Genomic DNA, 17534 nt, shown 5'->3' with positions numbered 1-17534 from the left:
GATCAGGGCGTCGGGAGGGTGCCGGCGACGAGGGCGAGGTGGCTGCCGGCGTCCACGTCCCCGGCGCTGCCGGCCAGGTCGTTCAGGAGCAGCGTGCCGAGCAGGAAGTGGCACAGGGCCAGCTCCTCCGGGGCGATCGGCCGGCCCGCCGGGTCGTGCCGGGGCTTGCGGTCGGAGAGCCGGCACGGTGCCTCGGCGAGCGTGTGCAGGGCGTGCGCCCAGAGCAGCCGGTCCACCCAGTGTGGGTCGTCGCCGAAGAGCGCGGCCAGCGCCGGCATCGCCCGCAGCCGGTCGATGAAGAGGCGGGCGGCCGCGGCGTAGCCGGGGTAGACGGGTTGCCGGAACCCGGCGAGCCAGCCGCCGCCGTCACGGCGCACGTGCGCGCCGAGCCGCAGCGCCGGATCCCACACGGTGAGGCTGAACAGCGTCTTGGCCAGGTCGTAGACCGGATCCCACCAGGCCGTCGCGCCGCGCGGGTCGATCAGCCGGAAGCCGTCCGCGCCGACCAGCACGTTGCGGGTGTTGAGGTCGCCGTGGGCGGGGAACATCAGCCGGGGCGGGGCGAGCCGGGTCCACCACGGTCGCGGGAGGTCCGTGAGCCCGGCCAGCATGCGCTTCGGGTTGACGCAGGGCACGCCGTTGACGACGAGCGGGTCGGCGTCGAGCACCTCGGCCGGCAGCGCCGCCCGCAGCACCGGCCACCGGCGGGGGATCCGGTCGACCATCGCCGACGTCAGGAAGTCGGGGCCGACCGGTGCGACGGCCTGGCCGTAGCCGTACACGATGAGGTCTTTGACCAGGCCGGCCTGCAGGTCGAAGAACGCGCCGCAGTCGGGGCCGAGGCGCAGCGAGGCGGCGCTGTCGACCGACTCGTAGAACGGTGTCGTGTACGCCGCCCACCCGGGGCCGCGGACCGCGTGCAGCACGGGCAGGCAGCGGGCCGCGAGGGTCTCGTCGCCGGCCCGGATCCAGGACAGTTGCCGCAGCTTGCCGAGGAACGAGTCGAGGTCGTGGCCGTCGACGAGCCCGGCGTCCGCGGTCAGCACCTTCAGCGCCACGTCGGCTCCGTCCGTGCCGGTGGCCCGGAAGACCCGGGCGGCGGACCCGCCGTCGAGGATCTCGTCCCCGACGGTGAGTCCGAGCCGCCGCGCCGCGTCCCACTGGGTGTCCCGCGACATCAGGTGCACGGTCGCTGCGGTCACCAGCGGATCCCGCGCAGCAGGGCGTCGTGCAGTTTCGGCGTGCTGGCCGCGATGCAGGAACGCTGGTTGGCGGGGCTGATGTCGAGCAGCAGAGTGCCGCCGAGCGACGCGCCGTAGCCGTCCGTGACGGTGACACCGGCCCGTTCGGCCAGGTAGACGGCGGCCGCGATGTCGTAGGGGAACAGGTGCAGGATGCTGCCGTGGCCGACCCGGCGGAAGTCGTCCTCGGTCTCCGGGCGGTCCTTGAGCAGGCGGTTGCCGACGTCGGCGTACGCGTCCATCTGTCCGGTGATGATCCGGGAGAGGGAGAAGGAGGCGCTGTTGAAGACGTAGACCGCGCCCCGGTTGGCGGAGGCGTCGACCAGGTGGCCGTAGGCCCGGCGCATCAACTCCATCGGGTGGCCGTTGAACTCGATCGACCAGAACATCCGCTCGAGCTCGACGGTGTCGGTCAGCGCCGGGACGGGATCGGGGTAGCCGCCGGTCAGGATGCCGTCGGTGTGCGCGTCGGCGTACAGCCAATTTCCGGTTTTGACCTCTTTGAGCAGCGCGTATTCGACGTCGCCGAGCGTGGGGCGGGCGGTGTTGCGGGCCGCGGCGATGGAGACGCAGGCCATCTCCAGGTTTGCCGCGGCGCCGCGGGTGCCGTCGATCGGGTCGACCACCAGCAGGTATTCGGGATCGTCGCCGTGCCGCCGCAGCCCGTGGCTCTCGGTGTAGAGCGCGACCGGGACCGGCTGGGCGGTGATGTACGCCCAGGCCGCGTCCTCGGCGAGCACGTCGACCGGGAACTCCGCGTCGCCCCCGGCGGCGACTCCGCTGATGTACCGGCCGGCGACCCGGCCCCGGTCGGTGTCGAGCACCTGCCAGATCCGGTCGCCGAGGCCGCGGACCAGATCCCGGATCTCCGTGTTGATCAATGAGGTGCTCATACCTGCTCCCGGTCGACGGTGACGAACAGTTCCTCGATCCGGTCGCACATCTCCTCGGCCTCGGCCCGCTGCAGGATCAGCGCGGGACGCACCTTGAGCACGTTGCCGAAGCCGTAGAGGGAGGTGCGCATCAGCAGGCCGCGCCGCTGCGCGACGTCGGCGAGGTGCCCGGTCAGCTCGGCGGACGGGCGCCCGGCGCGGTCCACCACCTCGATGCCGATCATCAGGCCGACCCCGCGTACGTCGGTGATGCAGCGGACCCGCCCGGCCAGATCGCGCAGCCGTTCCATGATGTAAGCGCCGGTCTCCCGGACGTTCTCCAGGAACCCGGGCCGGCCGATGATCTCGATGGTCTTCGCGGCCACGGCGGAGGCGAGCACGTTGCCGCCGAACGTGGAGTTGATGTGGTGCCCGGCCAGCCCGGTCATCCGTTCCCGGGTGAGCAGCCCGGCGATCGGCAGGCCGGAGCCACCGAGCCCCTTGCCGAAGGTGAGCACGTCCGGGGTGACACCGAAGTGCTCGGCGGCGAACATCCGGCCGGTGCGCCCGAACCCGGTCTGGATCTCGTCGAAGATCAGCACGATGTCGCGCTCGTCGCAGAGCTGCCGCAGCCTCGCCAGGTAGCCCTCCGGGGCGACGATGTTGCCGCCGTTGCCGGAGATCGGCTCGACGATGACCGCGGCCACCTTGCCGGAGCTGGCGAAGTCGATGAAGTCGTTGATCCGCTCCACGCAGAGCAGGCCGCAGGTGTCCCGACTCTGCCGGTAGAAGCAGCGTCCGCAGTAGGGGTCCGGGACGTGCACGACGCCGGTGGAGGCGAACGAGAACGGCGCCCGCCGGAACGCGGCGCCGGAGGCGCCGATCATCGAGATGGTCTGGCCCAGGTGCCCGCGGAACAACGACACCACGTCGGTACGCCCGGTGTGGTGCTGCGCCATCTTGATCGCCGCCTCGTTCGCGTCCGACCCGCTCGACGACTTCAGGTGCACCCGGTTGAGTCCCTCCGGGGCGATCCCGACCAGCCGCCGCACCAGCTCGTTGCCGGGCGCGGTCTGGAATTTGGAGGTCACGTGGACCAGTTCGCCGGCCCGTTCCCGGATGGTGGCGACGATCTCGGGGTGCGAGTAGCCGAGCGACAGGTTGAACGTGCCGGCCGAGCAGTCGAGGTAGCGGCGGCCGTCCTCGTCGTACAGGTAGACGCCCTCACCGCGCGCCGCGCGCATGTCGTCCGGCGGGTAGTAGTAGTGCCCGGTGACGTCGTCCGTCCCGGGCTCCGGGGCAGCCGCTGCAAGAATGGTCATGACCTGGAGATATAGGAATCGAACGACGGGCCGTGGGCATTGTGGAGATTCGGGACCGGATAGTGTGATCTTTCCGGGGACTCCTCGGGAGCGGTCCGCCGCCGCTGATATCCCCAACTGGTGACCACCGATCAGCTGGCGTCGCGCGGTAACGACCACCGTCCCCGGCAGCGTGCCTTCCAGGAGCGCACCGGTCTGCCCTGGCACGCGCCGACGCCGGCGGCCACCGGCGGATCGCCGCTCTCGGTGATCATTCCGGCGTACGACCGGGCGTACAGCCTGCCCACCGTGCTGGACGCGCTCGCCGCCCAGGCCGTGGACGTGCCGGTCGAGGTCATCGTGGTGGACGACCGGTCCGGCGACGGCACCGACGAGATCGCGGCCGGGCATCCGGTCGTGGACCGGGCTGTCCGGCTGGCCGAGCGCAGCGGCGCGGCCGCGGCCCGCAACGTCGGTGTCGCGCTCGCCCGGTCGGAGACGCTGGTCTTCCTGGACGCGGACGTCGTGCCGCTGCCGCACGTGCTGGCCGACTTCGCCGCCCGCGCTGCCGACGACCTGGTGCTGCTGGGCTTCCGTGAGCCGGTCGGGCACCGGCCGGCCCCGCACGGGCGCGCCGATCTGCCGCCGCGGCCGCCGCGGCTGATCGCCGACCACCGGGTGCGCTGGCGGGCCTCGGTCGGCTATCCGGCGGTGCACTCCGGCCGGGTGTACGCCCGCCCGGAGGTCGCCTGGCCGCTGGACAGCTCGGCAGACCTGGCCGAGCTGGGCTTCGGTGCCGAGCGGGAGGGCTGGGACCTGCCGCTGATGGTGGTCACCGCGCTGATGGCCGCGTCCCGGCGCCGGGTGTCCGCGGTCGGCGGGTTCGGCACCGCGTTCGGGCTCGGCTGGGGTTCGGAGGACACCTATCTCGGCGCCCGGCTGATCGCGTCCGGCTGTCTGGTGGTGCCGCTGCGACAGGCGCTGGCCTTCCACATCGATCCGCCGGACCCGGCCGCGGACTGGGCGGAGAAGCTGGTCACCGCCCGGGAACGGGCGGTTCGCGGGCGCGGCCTGCTGGCCGCCGCGGGCGATCCGGCCGGCACCGACGCACGGGTCGCCGAACTGCTCGCCGGAGCACAGAGGCTGCGCTGATGGACCGGATCGAGGCGGTGCTCTTCGACTTCGACGGGACGCTGTGGGACTGCGAGCCGTTCATCTTCCAGGCGTACGACGAGTGCTTCCGGCGGCACGGCCACCGCCTGTCGGACGCCACGTGGCTGGGCATGATGGGCACCGCCGGGCTGTCGCCGTGGGGGCATCTGGAGGAACTCACCGGCGGCCCGGTCGACCGGGCCGCCGCCGAACGGCTGTTCCGGCGCCGCAAGACCGAACTGCTGGCCACCGCGCGGGCCCGGGCCGGCATCCGCCGATTGCTGGACGAGATCGACCGGGACGGGCTGCGCCGGGCGATCGTCAGCAACAGCGACCACGTGTGGATCACCCGCTACGCCGCCCAGTGCGGCATCGCCGACGGCTGGGCGTTCATCGAGTGCGCCGACGGCGACCTGGTCCGCGCGAAGCCCGCGCCCGATCTCTACCGGACCGCCCTGACCCGGCTCGGCCTGGAACCCGAGCAGGCGGTCGCGATCGAGGACTCCCCCACCGGGATCCGCGCCGCGCAGCGGGCCGGCCTGCGCTGCATCGCGGTGCGCACCCTCGCGGCCGCCGTCGACGGCGCCGACGCGATGATCGAATCGTTCGACCGGCACGATCTGAACTCCCTGCTCAGCTGCGTCGAGCCGCGGTGACCGGCGCCCTCCCGCCGCTCGTCTGCTGCGTCGACGACGGGTTCACCGAGCCGCTGCTGGTGGTGCTGCGCTCCCTGGCCGAGGCCCATTCCGGTTGCCGGTCCCGGCTGCGGGTCCATGTGCTGCACAACGGCCTCACCCCGGCGAACCTCGGCCGGATCCACCGGCAGGCCGACGCGGTGCGATTGGCGGTACGGACGGTGGCCGTACGCCTCCCGCCGGGTCGTTACCCGCTGACCGGGCGGGCCACCGACGCCACCTACCTGCGCCTGGAGATCCCCGAGCACGTACCCGCCGGCCGGGTGCTCTATCTGGACGCGGACACCCTGGTCGTCGGTGATCTGCGCGAGTTGCTGGCGACCGACCTGGCGGGCCACCCGGTCGCGGCGGTCCGCGACCCGCAGAACCCGATCCTGCGGCACGGCATCGGCCTGCCCGGCTGGGAACGGCTCGGGGTGCCCGGCGACCGCGAGTACTTCAACTCCGGCGTGCTGCTGCTGGATCTGGACGCGTGCGCGCGGGAGCGGCTGTTCGAGCGCTGCGCGCACTTCCTCACCACCCACCGCGACCACGTGCGGTTCTGGGATCAGGACGCGCTGAACTGGGCAGTCGACGACAACTGGCTGCGCCTGCCCCGGCGGTGGAACACGTTCCCGATGTCGGCGATCCTGCGGCTGCCCGGCGACCAGTACACGGCCGAGCACATCGTGCCGGTGGCCGAGCTGATCGCGGAGGAGCCGGACGCACGAATCCTGCACTTCGCCGGCCGGGGCAAACCGTGGCTGGGCCGGCTGCCGGACGGCGAGATCAACCGGCGATACGCGGCGGTGCACGCCCGTGCGCTACTCACCGGCTAGTGCGGGAGGGTGCTCGGGGTACGCGTCGCGGCTAGCGCGGCCGCTCAGGACAGCGGGCGAAGCAGGACCAGCGGAATCTCGCGTTCGGTGCGCTTCTGGTAGCCCGCGTAGTTACGGAAGTCGGCGGTTATCCGGGGCCACAGAGTGGCCCGCTCCTCCGGTGTGGCGACGGTGGCGAGCATCGGCCGGCGAGGTCCGCCCTGGATGGCGACCTGCACCTGCGGCTCGTCACGAAGGTTCAGGAACCACGCCGGATGCCGGTCGTCCCCGCCGCGGGAGGCGACCACGACGTACGCCTCACCGTCGCGAATCGGCGAGGTGAGCATCACCGCCCGGGGCGTGCCGCTGCGGCGGCCGGTGGTGACCAGCTCGAGAACGGGCATGCCGGCGGCCCGGTACCCGATCCGCCCGCCGGTGACCCGCAGGAGCGCTCGATGCGCGGTGTTCATGGACTTGAGGAAGAAGTCTGACGGCACGGCGCCATGGTACGGCGAATTGCCGGCCGTTTCAGAAACCGGCGCCGACTCCGGCCGGCATGGTCTCGGCGGCTTCGTCCATCGCGCACAGCGCCGCCCCGATCGCACCGGCGTCGACCCCGCAGCCGGCCAGGCACACCCGCGCCGGGGCGCGCCGGGCCCGGAACGGCCAGCCCACGGTGAGCCGGTCCCGCAACGCCGGCAGCAGGTGCCCGGCCGCCGCGTGCGCCAGACCACCGCCGAGCATCACCACGTCCGGGTCGATCGCCGGGGCCAGCATCAGTACGGCCGCGCCGAGCCGCTCGCCCGCCTCCGCCAGCAGCCGGCGGGCCGTGGGATCGCCACGGTCGGCGGCGGCGACCACGTCCCGGCTGGTGCGACCGGCACCGGCCAGGCGGCCGAGTGCCGTACCGCTGGCGTAGAGCTCCAGGCAGCCGGTCGCGCCGCAACCGCAACCGGCGCCGTCGGTGCCGACCGGCAGATGTCCCAGTTCGGCGGCGGCACCGGCCGCGCCGCGCAGGACCTGACCGTCGACCACGATGCCGCCGCCGATGCCGGTGCCCAGGGTCAGCAGCACCAGGCAGCGGGCGCCGGCACCGGCACCGACCCGGTGTTCGGCCAGGGCGGCGGCGTTGGCGTCGTTCTCCAGCACCACCGGACGCCCGAGTCGTTCCCGCAGGTCGGCGCGGAGTGGACGGTCGGCGAAGCCGAGGTTGAGGGCGGCCAGCACGCGTTCCCGGTCGCGGTCCAGCGGTCCGGCCACGGCGAGGCCGACCACCGGGGCGTATCCGAGGGTGTCGCACTCGCGGACCGCGCCGGTGATCGCGTCCAGCACCGCCGGATAGTCGCGGGCGTGGTGCTCGCGGTGGTGCCGGTGCCGGATCCGCCCGTCCGGACCGATCAGGACGGTGGCCAGTTTGGTGCCGCCGAGGTCGAGTCCGATGGCGAGCGCGGTGTCCGGGGTCATCCCGCGGGTGGCAGTCGCGCGATGCACCACAGATGACGCAGTCATTTTTGCAATATATCCATTATGTGGAGTTTGGCGGCGGGGAAGGGAACACCATGGCGCTGATCCTGGGGCTCGGCGGAGGGTATCGGCACGACTCGTCGGCCTGCCTGGTCCAAGACGGGCGGATCGTCGCGTTCGCCGAGGAGGAACGCTTCCGGCGGGTCAAGCACAACCGCGGATCACGATCCTGCTCGCTGTCGGCCGCCTGGTGCCTGAGCCGGGCCGGAGCACGCCTGCGCGATGTGGACGCGGTGGTCATCGCCTTCAACCCACGCTGGCCGGAGCCGGCCCCCGACGCCATCGACGACCCGCACCTGACCGCCGCCCACCTGGACCCCGGCCACTTCGGCGGCGACCGCCCGGAACGTCTGCACCTCGTCGAGCACCACCTGGCCCACGCCGCGTCCGCGTTCTACTGCTCCGGGTTCGACGAGAGCGCCGTGCTCGTCGTCGACGGCTACGGCGACGGCGTCACCACCAGCATCGGGCGCGGCGGGCCGGATGGCATCACGTTCACCCGGCAGTATCCGTACCACCAGTCGCTCGGCTGGTTCTACGAAGCGGTCACCCAGCACGTCGGGCTGGGCGACTTCACCAGCGCCGGCAAGACGATGGGCCTGGCCGGCTACGGCGAGCCCCGCTACGACCTGGACTTCCTCCGGACCACCGCGGACGGCTACGAGATCGATCTGAGCCGCTACGGCCTGCGGTCCACGCTGACCGGTGGCGGGCTCGCCGAGTTCTACGCCCGCTACCTGCGGGCCTGTTCGGCGGCGCTCACCGCGATCACCGGTCCGGCCCACCGCGCCGACCTGCGGTACGACCCGGCCACCGGGCGGATGAGCGGCCCGCCCGGCTTCACCCGGACGCAGGCCGACCTCGCCGCGTCCGCGCAGCTCGCACTCGAACGCGGCCTGAGCGCCCTGGCCCGGGAGGCGCTGGCCGGGTCGCCGTCGCGGCGGCTCTGCGTGGCCGGCGGGGTCGGCCTGAACTGCTCGGCCAACGGCGTGCTGTGGCGGACCGCCGGCGCCACCGACATGTTCGTCCAGCCCGCCGCCGGGGACGCGGGCTGCGCGATCGGCGCCGCGCTGGAGCACGCCCGGCGCATCGGTGACCTGCCGGCCGGGCGGACCCGCCTGACCGGCGCGGGGCTCGGCCCCGCCTTCGACGACGCCGCGATCCGGGACACCCTCGACGCGTACGGCATCACCGCCGCGGACCATGGCGACGACATCACCGGCCCGGTCGCCAAACACCTGGCCGCCGGACACACGGTCGGCTGGTTCCAGGACGGCATGGAGGGTGGCCCCCGCGCGCTCGGCCACCGCAGCATCCTCGCCGACCCGCGCACCACCGCGAGCCGCGACCGGATCAACAGTGTCGTCAAGCGCCGGGAGATGTGGCGGCCGCTGGCCCCGAGCATGCTCGCGGACGCGGCCGGCGAGTACATCGACGGCCCGGCCGGACCCGCCGACTTCATGATCGTCGCCTACCGGGCGTCGGCCGCGGCACGCTCGCGCATCCCGGCGACCGTGCACGTCGACGGCACGCTGCGGCCCCAACTCGTCGAGGAGGCGAGCGAACCGCGGTACGCCCGCCTGCTCGCCGGGTTCGCCGCCGAGACCGGGGTCCCGGTGCTGCTCAACACCAGCTTCAACCACGAGGCCGAGCCGATCGTCTGCACCCCGACCGACGCGCTGCGCACGTTCTTCGCCGGCCCGCTGGACGTCCTGGCCCTCGGCGGCCACCTGATCAGCAAGTCCGGTCGGCTCTGATGGGCCTGCGCGTCGCGGTCGTCGGCCACGTCGAATGGACCACGATCGTGCGGGTCACCCGGCTGCCGACGGCCGGCGAGATCTGCCCGACCGACCGCGTCTGGGAGGGGCCGGCCGGCGGGGGCGCGGTCGCGGCGGTGCGGATCGCCGCCCTCACCGGCGGATGCGACTTCTTCACCCGGCTCGGCGACGACGCCGAGGGCCACCAGACCCGCAAAACCCTTCAGAGGTACGGCGTACGCCTGCACACCGCGCCGCCGGCCCCGTCGACCGCCCGGGCCCTGAGCGTGGTCGACGAGTCCGGCGAGCGCACCACCCTGACCATCGGTGACCGGCCCCAGCCGACCGGAGCCGAGCCACTGCCCTGGACCGACCTGGACGACTTCGACGCGGCCTATTTCACCGCCGGCGACCCGGAGGCGCTCAAGCAGGCGCGCCGGGCCCGGGTGCTGGTGGTGACCCTGCGGGAGCTGGCCACCGTGGCCGCCGCCGGCATCGGGGTGGACGCGCTGGTGGGCAGCGCCTGCGACCCGGCCGAGCAGTACCGGCCACCGGCCGTGCCGCCCCGGCTGCTGGTCCGCACCGACGGGGCGCGCGGCGGCTCCTACCTGCGCGACTGCGGAACGACGGGCCGCTATCCGGTGGTGGCGCCGCCCGGTCCGCCGGTCGACACGTACGGGATCGGTGACAATTTCGTGGCGTCGCTGACCGTCGCGCTCGGCAGTGGCTCGGACCCGGACACGGCGTTGCGGGCGGCCGCCGCGGACGGGGCCGCCTGCCTCGCGACCCGTGGCCCGTACCGGAAAGTGTTCTGACCTCGCCTTCGAGCCGGCCGGATGTCTCGCTCTGCGCCGAGGCCCGCGGAGAACCCGGTTGCCGCGCATGGTCCGGCTGCCGAACACTGCCGGCGTGAGCCGAAGCCTCAGAACAGATCCCCGGCCTCGCCAGGCACTCCGTCGCGCCACCCCGCTCGAGCGGGTGCGGATCCACGTTCACGCACCCCGCCCCGGATTCGCGCACCCGGCAAGCGGACGAGACGTCCGTGCGGTCCTGGACGCCGTCGGGGCCTCGGCGTGGTACGGCTTGCGCGTCGTCGAACTGCGGCAGACCGAGGACTTCGATCCCCGGTCGCTCGTCTACGGCAGGACCAGGGCGCCGGGCGAGATCTTCCTCTACGAGCAACGGGAACACGAGGCTGCGGCGCTGCGGGACTTCATGCGGTTCGACGTCCTGCTGCACGAGCTCGGACATCACGTGCTCCAGCACCGTGTTCGGAAGGTCGGCAGCGTGCAACGCACGTCGGACCATGAACGGTTCGCCGAAGCGTTCGCGGACCGCTGGAAGCCGGCGGTCCAGGCCGCGCTCGACCCACCCGCCTGCCAGGAACCGGACTAGAGGTAGAGAACCCGGTGCCGGGCGCTGCCGGCGACCCGGCCGCAGCACATCGCCGCGCGGGTCACCCACACCGCCCGGGCCCGGCGCGAACCGGGCAGGCCCGGCAGCGCGGCGGCGAGGCCGAGCCAGCTGCGCCCGCCCGACCGCCACCGCGACGACGGCATGCCGGCCGCCCCAAACGCGCGGAACAGCATCGGATGGCTGCGCCCGTAGTCGTAGTACTGGCGGGCCATCCGCGGCAGATCCGGCCGCAGCCGGTAGTGCATCACCGCGTCCGGTACGTAGCCGAGGGCGAACCCGGACAGCTGCGCCCGCCAGAAGAACTCGACGTCGTCGGAGCCGTACCGGAAGGCCTCGTCGAAGCCGCCCAGCCGGTCCCAGACCGCGCGGTGCACGGCACAGTTCGCGGTCAGCGGGTACGGCAGGAACCCGAACCCGCCGTCGCGCAGACCGGCCCGCTGCGGCCGCGTGGCCACCACCCGCGGGTCGTTCAGCGACTCCCGCTCCAGGAACCCGCCCACCGCGGGGTGCTCGTCGAGTCCCCGCGCCAGCGCCGCCAGCCAGCCCGGATCGGCGATGTCGTCGTGATCGCAGAACGCGATCCGGTCACCGGCGGCCAGCCGGCAACCGGCGTTGCGGGCGTGGTTCGCGCCCCGCCCCCCGGGCTCGGCGTGCATGCGCAGGCGCGGCAGCCGGTCACGCCACCGCTCGGCGAGGCGCCGGGTGCCGTCGGTGGAGCCGTTGTCGACGAGCACCAGCTCCCAGGCGCCGCGGAACGTCTGCGCGGCGAGCGCGGCCAGCTGGCTGTCCAGGGTTGCCGCCCCGTTGCGGACCGGCAGCACCACCGACACGTCAACCGGCATCGGCGGCCTCGGCGAGCGCGGCCGGGGCTTCGGTAAGCGCGGCCGGGGCTTGGTTGAGCCCGGCCGGGGCTTCGTTGAGCGTGGCCGGGGCTTCGGTAAGTGCGGCCGCGGCTTCGTTGAGCGCCGTCCCGGCGAGCAGGGCCGCTCCGATCGCGCCGGCGTCGCCGCCCAGCCGGGCGGGGCGGATCTGTACCTCGGGGCGGTGGGCGGCGGCGTACAACCGCTTGCGGAACTCGGCCCGGGCCGGCTCCAGCAGCAGCTCCCCGGCCTCGCCGGCGCCGCCGCCGACCACCAGCACGCCGGGGTCGAGCAGGTTCGCCACCGCGGCCAGGCCCCGCCCCAGCAGCATCCCGGTGCGGGCCAGGATGCCGGCCGCGACCGGGTTGCCGGCCCGGGCGGCCCGGGTGACCACCTCGCCGGTGAGCTGCTCCTGGGTGGACACTCCCCAGAAGTCGAGGGGCTCACCGGCCCGGCGGGCCCGCTGGGTGATCGCCCAGCCGGTGGCCTCGATGCCGAAGCAGCCGCGCTCCCCACACCCGCACGGCTCGCCACCGGGCTCCACGATCAGGTGGCTGACCTCGGCGGCGTAGCCGTGCGCGCCGCGCAGCAGCCGGTCCTGCGCGACCATCCCGCAGCCCAGCCCGGTGCCGACGGTGACCAGCGCGGTGGTGTCGCCACCCCCGGCGCCCAGCCGGTGCTCCGCCCAGGCGGCCGCGTTGGCGTCGTTGTCGCAGCACACCGGCAGGCCGAACGCCGTCCGCAGGCTGGCGCCGACCTCGGCCGGTCCGAACGGGAAGGTGGGCGCGTAGGTCAGCGTCCCGGTGGCGGTGTGCACCAGCCCGGGCAGGCCGACACCGATCGCGGTGACCGTGCCGTCGGCCACCGCGCCGATGATGTCCGCCAGCCCGGCCAGCAGCTCCTCCCCGGTCGACGCCCGGGTGGGCCGGCGGACCCGGGCCAGCACCCGGCCACCGGCGTCGAGGCGCACGGCCAGAGTCTTCGTACCGCCGACGTCGACGCCGACCGTGGTCGCGCTCATGCGAAGCTCACCTCGTCGGCCGGGTCCCCGGTGTGCCGGATCTCGGGCCGGCCGGCCCGATGGACCAGGGCGAGATCGCACGGTCCGGCCGTCGTCAGCCGCGACCCGGCGACCTCGATCTCCACCGGCGCGTGCCGCCCGCCCCGCTCGTCGACGCCTTTGCAGTACGCCGACAGCAGGCGACCCCCGTCCGCTCGCAGCACCGCCACCCCGTAGCCCGCCAGCCGCACCGTGAACGGCCCGCTGCACACGCGGCGCGGCTCGGGGCTCCGGTTGAACAGGAAGTGGAACGGGCCGCGGCGCGCGTCGATCAGGTCCACCCCGGCCACCGGCCCGGTGCCCGTCGCCGTCGCCAGGGCCGCCCCCTCGGCGGCGAGGAAGTGGGTGAGCACCCGCAACGCGGCGAAGGCCGGCCCCGGAGTCGCGTCGGTGCCGATCGGGGCGTCCGCGCCGTAGGGGGCCTCGACGCCGGGGACCACGAGATGCGGCTCCCCGATCCCGGTCGCGCAGGCCGTGTAGACGGTCAGTCCGGTCGCGCCGCAGGCCAGGCCGAGCAGACCGTTGAAGATGGGCGTGGCCGGGTTGCACCAGCCGGGGTACGCCCAGCCCAGCGACCAGTTCTCCTCCAGGTTCGGGCCACGGGCGCGGGTGGCGGCCAGCAGGTACCGGTCCAGCGCGCCGTCGTCGGTGGCGGTGTCACCGGCCCAGTTGGTGAAGCCGTAGTGCGGGTGACCGGGCAGGCCACGGGCGCGCCAGGCCGCGTACCGGCCGGGGGCCGGTGGGGACAGGTTCGCGAAGGCGGGCACGTCCAGGCCGAGGGCGTCGGCGAAACGCGCGAGGTCGGGGCCGAGTTCGCGATCCGGGTCGTACTCGTCGAGGGCCAGCGCGGTCTCGCCGTACAGGCCCTCGTTGCCGGCCTGCACCGCCACCAGCGGTCCGTTCGGGAACCGCCACTGCTTGAGGGCGTCACCGGCCGCCGCCAGCCAGCGGTCCACCTCCGCGGCGAACGCCGGGTCCGACAGCGACGGCAGGGCCCGGCCGTGGCTGCGCAGCGGGGCGCCGCCGGGGCCACGGGCCGGACGCAACCGCGGGTCCTGATCCGGGCCGAGGCGGTCGGGCAGGCCACCGAGCGGCAGTTCGGCGTGCACGTGCGGGCCCGGTTTGGCGAGCGCGAACAGGCCCGCGTCGGCGACCGCCCCGAGAAAACCGGTCAGGTCCCGGCTGCCCGGCCCGTCGAAGACGAACCGGCCGTCCAGCTCGTGATGCCGCCACGGCACGTAGAAGCTGACCGTGGTGAGACCCGCGGCCCGGATCGCGGCGAGCTTCCCCGGCCAGCACCGCGGCTCGTCCCGGTAGTACGGATAGTCCCCGGCCAGCAGCAACGACGGCCGGCCGGCCAGTTGCAGCACCCCGTCCCGGACGGTCACTTCACTCATCGCCGACCCCTCCGCTCCGCTCGTCGAGCGAACTCATGCCGTGCCGTCGGGGGTGAGCAGCACCTTTCCCGCCCGATACCCCTCGCCGCCGATGCCGAGCAGGGCGAACGCCTCGACCATCCGGGACAGCGGCACCTCGTGGGTGATCAACCGCTCCAGTGGCAGCGTCTCGGCGAGCCGGACGGCGACCTCGAACAGCCGGGGCGGGTACGGCCCGGCGCCGGCCACCCGGATGCCGCGGGTCGCGATCGACCGCGCGCCCAGCGTGGCGGTGGCCGCCTCCCGTTCACCCATCACCACGACGGTGCCACCCGGGGCGACCACCCGCACCGCCTCGGCGAGCAGCACGCCGGTGGTGTCGACGACCACGTCGGGGCGCTCGGTGTCCAGGGTGGCCGTGTGCACGACCCGTACCTCCGGAAGGACCTCGGCCGCGAGCCGGACCCGGACCGGATCGCGCTCGGCCAGCCAGGGCCGATGTCCCCGGGCGGCCAGCACCAGCGCGGCCAGCATGCCGATCGGCCCGCCACCGGCCACCAGGACCGTGTCGTCCCAGCCCGGCGCGGCCACCTCCAGATTGGCCAGCACGCACGCCAGCGGCTCGATGAGCACCGCCCGCCGGTAGGACATGCCCGCCGGCAGCGGGTGCAGGAAGCGCTGGTCCACCGTCACGAACTCGGCCATCGTGCCGGGACAGTCGATGCCCAGTTCCCGGCCGTCCTTGTGCGGGCAGTAGCGGGCCCGCTCGGTGCGGCACTCCGGGCACTCACCGCAGTAATAGGTCGGGTTGATCACGACCCGGTCGCCGGGCCGGACCCGCCCGGTGCCCTCCCCCGTCGCGACCACCTCGCCGACGGACTCGTGGCCGAGGACGACGCCCGGCACGGCGGGGAACTCGCCGAGCAGGATCGCCCGATCGGTACCGCAGATGCCGGTGGCCCGGACGCGGACGAGCGCCGACCGGGGCTCGCCCAGCTCGGGCAGGGGCACGGTGGCGAGGACCGGGCCGGCCCCGTCGAAGACCACGCCCCGCATGGTCCGCGCCGCCAGAATCGTCATATAAGCACTATAACGACGGATAGCCCTCAAACCAGGAGGAAAATCCGCATCACGCGGGGCGCCGGCCTTGAACCTCGCGGTGCTCGAGAGGAAGCGGGAGTCCTTGTCGGGCAGGTTGAAAACCCAGAGGTCCTTGCCGGCGTGGCCTCGGTCGGCTGGGCACTGGCCCACCTCGGCCGGCTGGCCACCCGGGCCGACGACCCGGCGGCCGTCGGGGACGCGCTGAGCACGCTCGCGTTCTTCGAGGCCGCACGGAGCACGCCGCCGAGCTGCTGGCCGTTGCCCTGCACCAGGGCGAGCTGATCGGCTTCTCGCCGACCCTGATGGATCCGGTCGATCTCGGCCGCTACGTCAGCGAGATGACCGAGCGGCTCGACGACGTGGTAGCGGCCCGGGGCGCCGCACTGGACCATCCGCGGATCGCTCTCCTCGTGCACGACATCGGTTGACCCGGCAGCGATGGGACGGTCCCCCTCGGACCGTCCCATCGCGGGTTGCGGCAATCAGCCGGCGCTGGTCGCGATCCAGCTCAGCACGTTGTAGAGCTGGTTGCTCCACTCCTGGTGCCCGGCGGCGTTCGGGTGCATCGTCCCGCTGGCGTCCTGCTGGGCCACCAGGCTCATCTCCAGGTTGTTGATGTACCGCTTCGTGGCGGCGCAGTAGCCGTTGCGGGTGAAGTCCGGCGCCGCGATCAGCTTCCAGACCGGCTTGTGGCCGGCGGTGGGGCGGGCGTTCGCCTCGGTGACCGCCCGGGCGAGGAAGGTGTTGAGCTGCTGGAGATATCCGCGCATCACTCCGTTCTCCGCCGTCGTGAACCCCTCGACGAAGGCGCCGCCGGTGCTGTTGCAGGTGACAGCGTTGGCGTCGTTGAACAGATCCGGGTACGCCGTGAGGTACACGTAGCTCGCGTTGCCCGCCAGAGTCCGCCCGTTGCCGTTCGCGTCCCCCTGGATCGCTGTGATCAGGTCACGGAGGCTCGCCTGCAGTCGCGGGGCGTCCCAGTCGAACATCTTGCGGGTCGGGCTGTCCCACGGGACGCAGTTGCCGAACGAGCAGTCCTTCAGGATGTCGGCGTAGCTCAGGTCGTTGCCGCCGATCGAGATGCTCAACGCGTCGATCTTGCGACTGCCGTACCGTGCGTTGATCTGGGAGATCTGCGAGGGCTGGCCCGAGGAGGTCTGCCCGGTCAGGATCCCGCCGTCCCGCGGCGTCCCGTCGAGCTTCGGTCCCTGGTTCAACGTCGCCCCGCTGCAGGCGTAGCTGGTGTAGAGGATGTTGCCGGCGAACTGGTTGTGCTGCGCGAGGCGCTTGGCGGCGCGGATCGGCGCCGACAGCGCGGACCGGTGGCATTTCTCGTTGGTCCACGGCAGCATCGCGTCGGGGGCGCCCTCACCCGAGCCGAAGGAGTCGCCAAGCGCGACGTAGAGCGGCTCGTAGCCGCCGGGCCGCGAGGGCTTGTCGACGGGCAGCGGATCGTCGGCGGGATCGCCGCAGTTGGTCCGGCAGGGTAGTGCCGACGCCGGCTGCGCGATCGCCAGCTCCACACCCATCAGCAGGGTTGTCGACACCAGACCGATCCCGATCAGTCGACGGAGCCTGCCCCCACCGGCTGCGGCCCGGGCCAAGGTGTTGCGCTTCATCTGGATGCTTCCTTCGGTAGAACTCTCTTGCGGTTCGAAGAAGAGCATCCGGATGCCGCTGGCGATCCGCTGGTGACTCGCTGGTGGTCCGGCCACCGGTCAGGCGAGCCCGGCCTCCTTGGCGAGGATCGCCGCCTGCACCCGTGACGTGCACCCGAGTTTGCCCAGCACCCGCGACACGTGCGTCTTGGCCGTGGCCTCGGTGATCGCCAGCTCGGCGGCGAGATCCGCGTTGGACAACCCCCGGCCCAGCGCGGCGAACACCTCCCGTTCCCGTTCGGTGAGGCCCTCGATCACCGGTGGCGCCGGCACCGGCACGGGTGCCGCGACGAACGCGGTCAGCAGCCGCCGGGTCACCTCCGGCGCCAGGAAACCGTCCCCGGCCGCGACCCTGCGTACCGCTTCGATCAGGGCCGCCGGCTCGACCGATTTGAGCAGGAAGCCGGCCGCCCCGGCGCGCAGCGCCCCGAACAGGTAGTCGTCGAAGTCGAACGTGGTCAGGATCAGCACGTCGCAGACGCCGGCCGAGGTGATCGCGCGGGTGGCAGTGATCCCGTCGGTTCCGGGCATCCGGATGTCCATCAGTACGACGTCCGGCCGCAGCGCCGCGGCCTGGCGGATCGCGACCGCGCCGTCGGCGGCCTCACCGACGACCGTGATGTCGGGCGCCTGCTCCAGCATCAGGCGCATCCCGGCCCGGATCGCCGCGTGATCGTCGGCCAGCAGCACACTGATCACGATGCCCACCCGGGGGCCGGCGGGG

19 protein-coding genes are annotated in these 17534 nt (G+C 73.3%); 8 read left to right on the top strand and 11 right to left on the bottom strand.

From position 1 onward, the window contains the following. Positions 1-2: 2 nt before the first annotated feature. Genes CHC09_RS19935 through CHC09_RS19925 form a run of 3 tightly spaced genes read right to left on the bottom strand, consistent with a single transcriptional unit; the run spans position 3 to position 3435 of the window. On the bottom strand, positions 3-1202 hold the full coding sequence (locus CHC09_RS19935; RefSeq protein ID WP_089294664.1) for a BUD32 family EKC/KEOPS complex subunit: 1200 nt from the start codon (positions 1200-1202) through the stop codon (positions 3-5). Beyond that, entirely contained in the window at positions 1199-2134 is a 936-nt protein-coding gene (locus CHC09_RS19930; RefSeq protein WP_203833154.1) for an inositol monophosphatase family protein, read from the bottom strand. Before CHC09_RS19930 ends, CHC09_RS19935 begins: the two co-directional genes overlap by 4 nt. After that, positions 2131-3435 carry an aspartate aminotransferase family protein gene (locus tag CHC09_RS19925; RefSeq protein WP_089294663.1) on the bottom strand — a complete coding sequence of 435 codons (1305 nt, stop codon included), beginning with the start codon at positions 3433-3435 and terminating at the stop codon, positions 2131-2133. The genes CHC09_RS19930 and CHC09_RS19925 overlap by 4 nt, the downstream gene beginning before the upstream one ends. Before the next feature lie 120 nt (positions 3436-3555). Here CHC09_RS19925 and CHC09_RS19920 point away from each other — a divergent pair, with 120 nt between their 5' ends. Genes CHC09_RS19920 through CHC09_RS19910 form a run of 3 tightly spaced genes read left to right on the top strand, consistent with a single transcriptional unit; the run spans position 3556 to position 6079 of the window. After that, on the top strand, positions 3556-4566 hold the full coding sequence (locus CHC09_RS19920) for a glycosyltransferase family 2 protein (RefSeq protein WP_179277193.1): 1011 nt from the start codon (positions 3556-3558) through the stop codon (positions 4564-4566). Beyond that, positions 4566-5222: an HAD family hydrolase gene (locus CHC09_RS19915; RefSeq protein WP_089294661.1), complete on the top strand. Its 657-nt coding sequence runs from the start codon at positions 4566-4568 to the stop codon at positions 5220-5222. The genes CHC09_RS19920 and CHC09_RS19915 overlap by 1 nt, the downstream gene beginning before the upstream one ends. Then, entirely contained in the window at positions 5219-6079 is an 861-nt protein-coding gene (locus CHC09_RS19910; RefSeq protein WP_179277192.1) for a glycosyltransferase family 8 protein, read from the top strand. The genes CHC09_RS19915 and CHC09_RS19910 overlap by 4 nt, the downstream gene beginning before the upstream one ends. 44 nt (positions 6080-6123) lie before the next feature. Here CHC09_RS19910 and CHC09_RS19905 read toward each other — a convergent pair whose 3' ends face one another. Both CHC09_RS19905 and CHC09_RS19900 read right to left on the bottom strand, forming a co-directional pair. Then, entirely contained in the window at positions 6124-6555 is a 432-nt protein-coding gene (locus CHC09_RS19905) for a nitroreductase/quinone reductase family protein (protein WP_179277191.1), read from the bottom strand. 31 nt (positions 6556-6586) lie between these two features. Next, positions 6587-7567: an ROK family protein gene (locus CHC09_RS19900; protein WP_089294659.1), complete on the bottom strand. Its 981-nt coding sequence runs from the start codon at positions 7565-7567 to the stop codon at positions 6587-6589. 50 nt (positions 7568-7617) lie between these two features. On the opposite strand from CHC09_RS19900, the gene CHC09_RS19895 reads away from it, so the two are divergent. The 3 genes from CHC09_RS19895 to CHC09_RS19885 all read left to right on the top strand — a co-directional run bounded on the left by CHC09_RS19895 (position 7618) and on the right by CHC09_RS19885 (position 10734). After that, positions 7618-9339, top strand: a complete 1722-nt coding sequence (locus CHC09_RS19895) for a carbamoyltransferase family protein (protein WP_179277190.1) — start codon at positions 7618-7620, stop codon at positions 9337-9339. Next, complete coding sequence (locus CHC09_RS19890) at positions 9339-10154, top strand: PfkB family carbohydrate kinase (RefSeq protein ID WP_089294657.1); 816 nt, start codon at positions 9339-9341, stop codon at positions 10152-10154. The genes CHC09_RS19895 and CHC09_RS19890 overlap by 1 nt, the downstream gene beginning before the upstream one ends. 163 nt (positions 10155-10317) lie before the next feature. Continuing rightward, positions 10318-10734, top strand: coding sequence for an ImmA/IrrE family metallo-endopeptidase (locus tag CHC09_RS19885; RefSeq protein ID WP_089294656.1), 417 nt, complete (start codon positions 10318-10320; stop codon positions 10732-10734). Here CHC09_RS19885 and CHC09_RS19880 read toward each other — a convergent pair. Genes CHC09_RS19880 through CHC09_RS19865 form a run of 4 tightly spaced genes read right to left on the bottom strand, consistent with a single transcriptional unit; the run spans position 10731 to position 15131 of the window. Continuing rightward, entirely contained in the window at positions 10731-11597 is an 867-nt protein-coding gene (locus tag CHC09_RS19880) for a glycosyltransferase family 2 protein (RefSeq protein WP_089294655.1), read from the bottom strand. The genes CHC09_RS19885 and CHC09_RS19880 overlap by 4 nt on opposite strands. Further along, on the bottom strand, positions 11587-12636 hold the full coding sequence (locus tag CHC09_RS19875; RefSeq protein WP_089294654.1) for an ROK family protein: 1050 nt from the start codon (positions 12634-12636) through the stop codon (positions 11587-11589). The genes CHC09_RS19880 and CHC09_RS19875 overlap by 11 nt, the downstream gene beginning before the upstream one ends. Beyond that, positions 12633-14072: a beta-galactosidase gene (locus tag CHC09_RS19870; protein WP_089294653.1), complete on the bottom strand. Its 1440-nt coding sequence runs from the start codon at positions 14070-14072 to the stop codon at positions 12633-12635. The genes CHC09_RS19875 and CHC09_RS19870 overlap by 4 nt, the downstream gene beginning before the upstream one ends. 33 nt (positions 14073-14105) lie before the next feature. After that, entirely contained in the window at positions 14106-15131 is a 1026-nt protein-coding gene (locus CHC09_RS19865; RefSeq protein ID WP_089294652.1) for a zinc-dependent alcohol dehydrogenase, read from the bottom strand. 141 nt (positions 15132-15272) lie between these two features. Between CHC09_RS19865 and CHC09_RS46385 the strand changes: the two genes are divergently transcribed. Both CHC09_RS46385 and CHC09_RS48445 read left to right on the top strand, forming a co-directional pair. Beyond that, complete coding sequence (locus CHC09_RS46385; protein ID WP_179277189.1) at positions 15273-15434, top strand: hypothetical protein; 162 nt, start codon at positions 15273-15275, stop codon at positions 15432-15434. Positions 15435-15454: 20 nt separating this feature from the next. Continuing rightward, positions 15455-15580 (top strand): hypothetical protein, encoded by a 126-nt coding sequence (locus CHC09_RS48445; protein WP_275407877.1) that lies wholly within the window; start codon positions 15455-15457, stop codon positions 15578-15580. A 54-nt stretch (positions 15581-15634) separates the two neighbouring features. Here CHC09_RS48445 and CHC09_RS19860 read toward each other — a convergent pair whose 3' ends face one another. Beyond that, positions 15635-16771 (bottom strand): SGNH/GDSL hydrolase family protein, encoded by a 1137-nt coding sequence (locus CHC09_RS19860; RefSeq protein ID WP_179277188.1) that lies wholly within the window; start codon positions 16769-16771, stop codon positions 15635-15637. A 99-nt stretch (positions 16772-16870) separates the two neighbouring features. Then, entirely contained in the window at positions 16871-17512 is a 642-nt protein-coding gene (locus CHC09_RS19855; RefSeq protein ID WP_089294932.1) for a response regulator, read from the bottom strand. Between the last annotated feature and the right edge of the window lie 22 nt (positions 17513-17534).

The organism is Actinoplanes regularis, assembly GCF_900188005.1.
GTDB lineage: Bacteria > Actinomycetota > Actinomycetes > Mycobacteriales > Micromonosporaceae > Actinoplanes > Actinoplanes regularis.
This window is presented reverse-complemented; position numbering and strand designations above follow the sequence as displayed.

Excerpts from the sequence above, each read along its gene's own strand:
- CHC09_RS19875 (WP_089294654.1), bottom strand. The coding sequence starts at position 12,636 with ATGAGCGCGACCACGGTCGGCGTCGACGTCGGCGGTACGAAGACTCTG.
- CHC09_RS19895 (WP_179277190.1), top strand. The coding sequence starts at position 7,618 with ATGGCGCTGATCCTGGGGCTCGGCGGAGGGTATCGGCACGACTCGTCG.
- CHC09_RS48445 (WP_275407877.1), top strand. The coding sequence starts at position 15,455 with ATGGATCCGGTCGATCTCGGCCGCTACGTCAGCGAGATGACCGAGCGG.
- CHC09_RS19865 (WP_089294652.1), bottom strand. The coding sequence starts at position 15,131 with ATGACGATTCTGGCGGCGCGGACCATGCGGGGCGTGGTCTTCGACGGG.
- CHC09_RS19900 (WP_089294659.1), bottom strand. The coding sequence starts at position 7,567 with ATGACTGCGTCATCTGTGGTGCATCGCGCGACTGCCACCCGCGGGATG.
- CHC09_RS19880 (WP_089294655.1), bottom strand. The coding sequence starts at position 11,597 with ATGCCGGTTGACGTGTCGGTGGTGCTGCCGGTCCGCAACGGGGCGGCA.
- CHC09_RS19915 (WP_089294661.1), top strand. The coding sequence starts at position 4,566 with ATGGACCGGATCGAGGCGGTGCTCTTCGACTTCGACGGGACGCTGTGG.
- CHC09_RS19925 (WP_089294663.1), bottom strand. The coding sequence starts at position 3,435 with ATGACCATTCTTGCAGCGGCTGCCCCGGAGCCCGGGACGGACGACGTC.
- CHC09_RS19930 (WP_203833154.1), bottom strand. The coding sequence starts at position 2,134 with ATGAGCACCTCATTGATCAACACGGAGATCCGGGATCTGGTCCGCGGC.
- CHC09_RS19890 (WP_089294657.1), top strand. The coding sequence starts at position 9,339 with ATGGGCCTGCGCGTCGCGGTCGTCGGCCACGTCGAATGGACCACGATC.
- CHC09_RS19870 (WP_089294653.1), bottom strand. The coding sequence starts at position 14,072 with ATGAGTGAAGTGACCGTCCGGGACGGGGTGCTGCAACTGGCCGGCCGG.
- CHC09_RS19860 (WP_179277188.1), bottom strand. The coding sequence starts at position 16,771 with ATGAAGCGCAACACCTTGGCCCGGGCCGCAGCCGGTGGGGGCAGGCTC.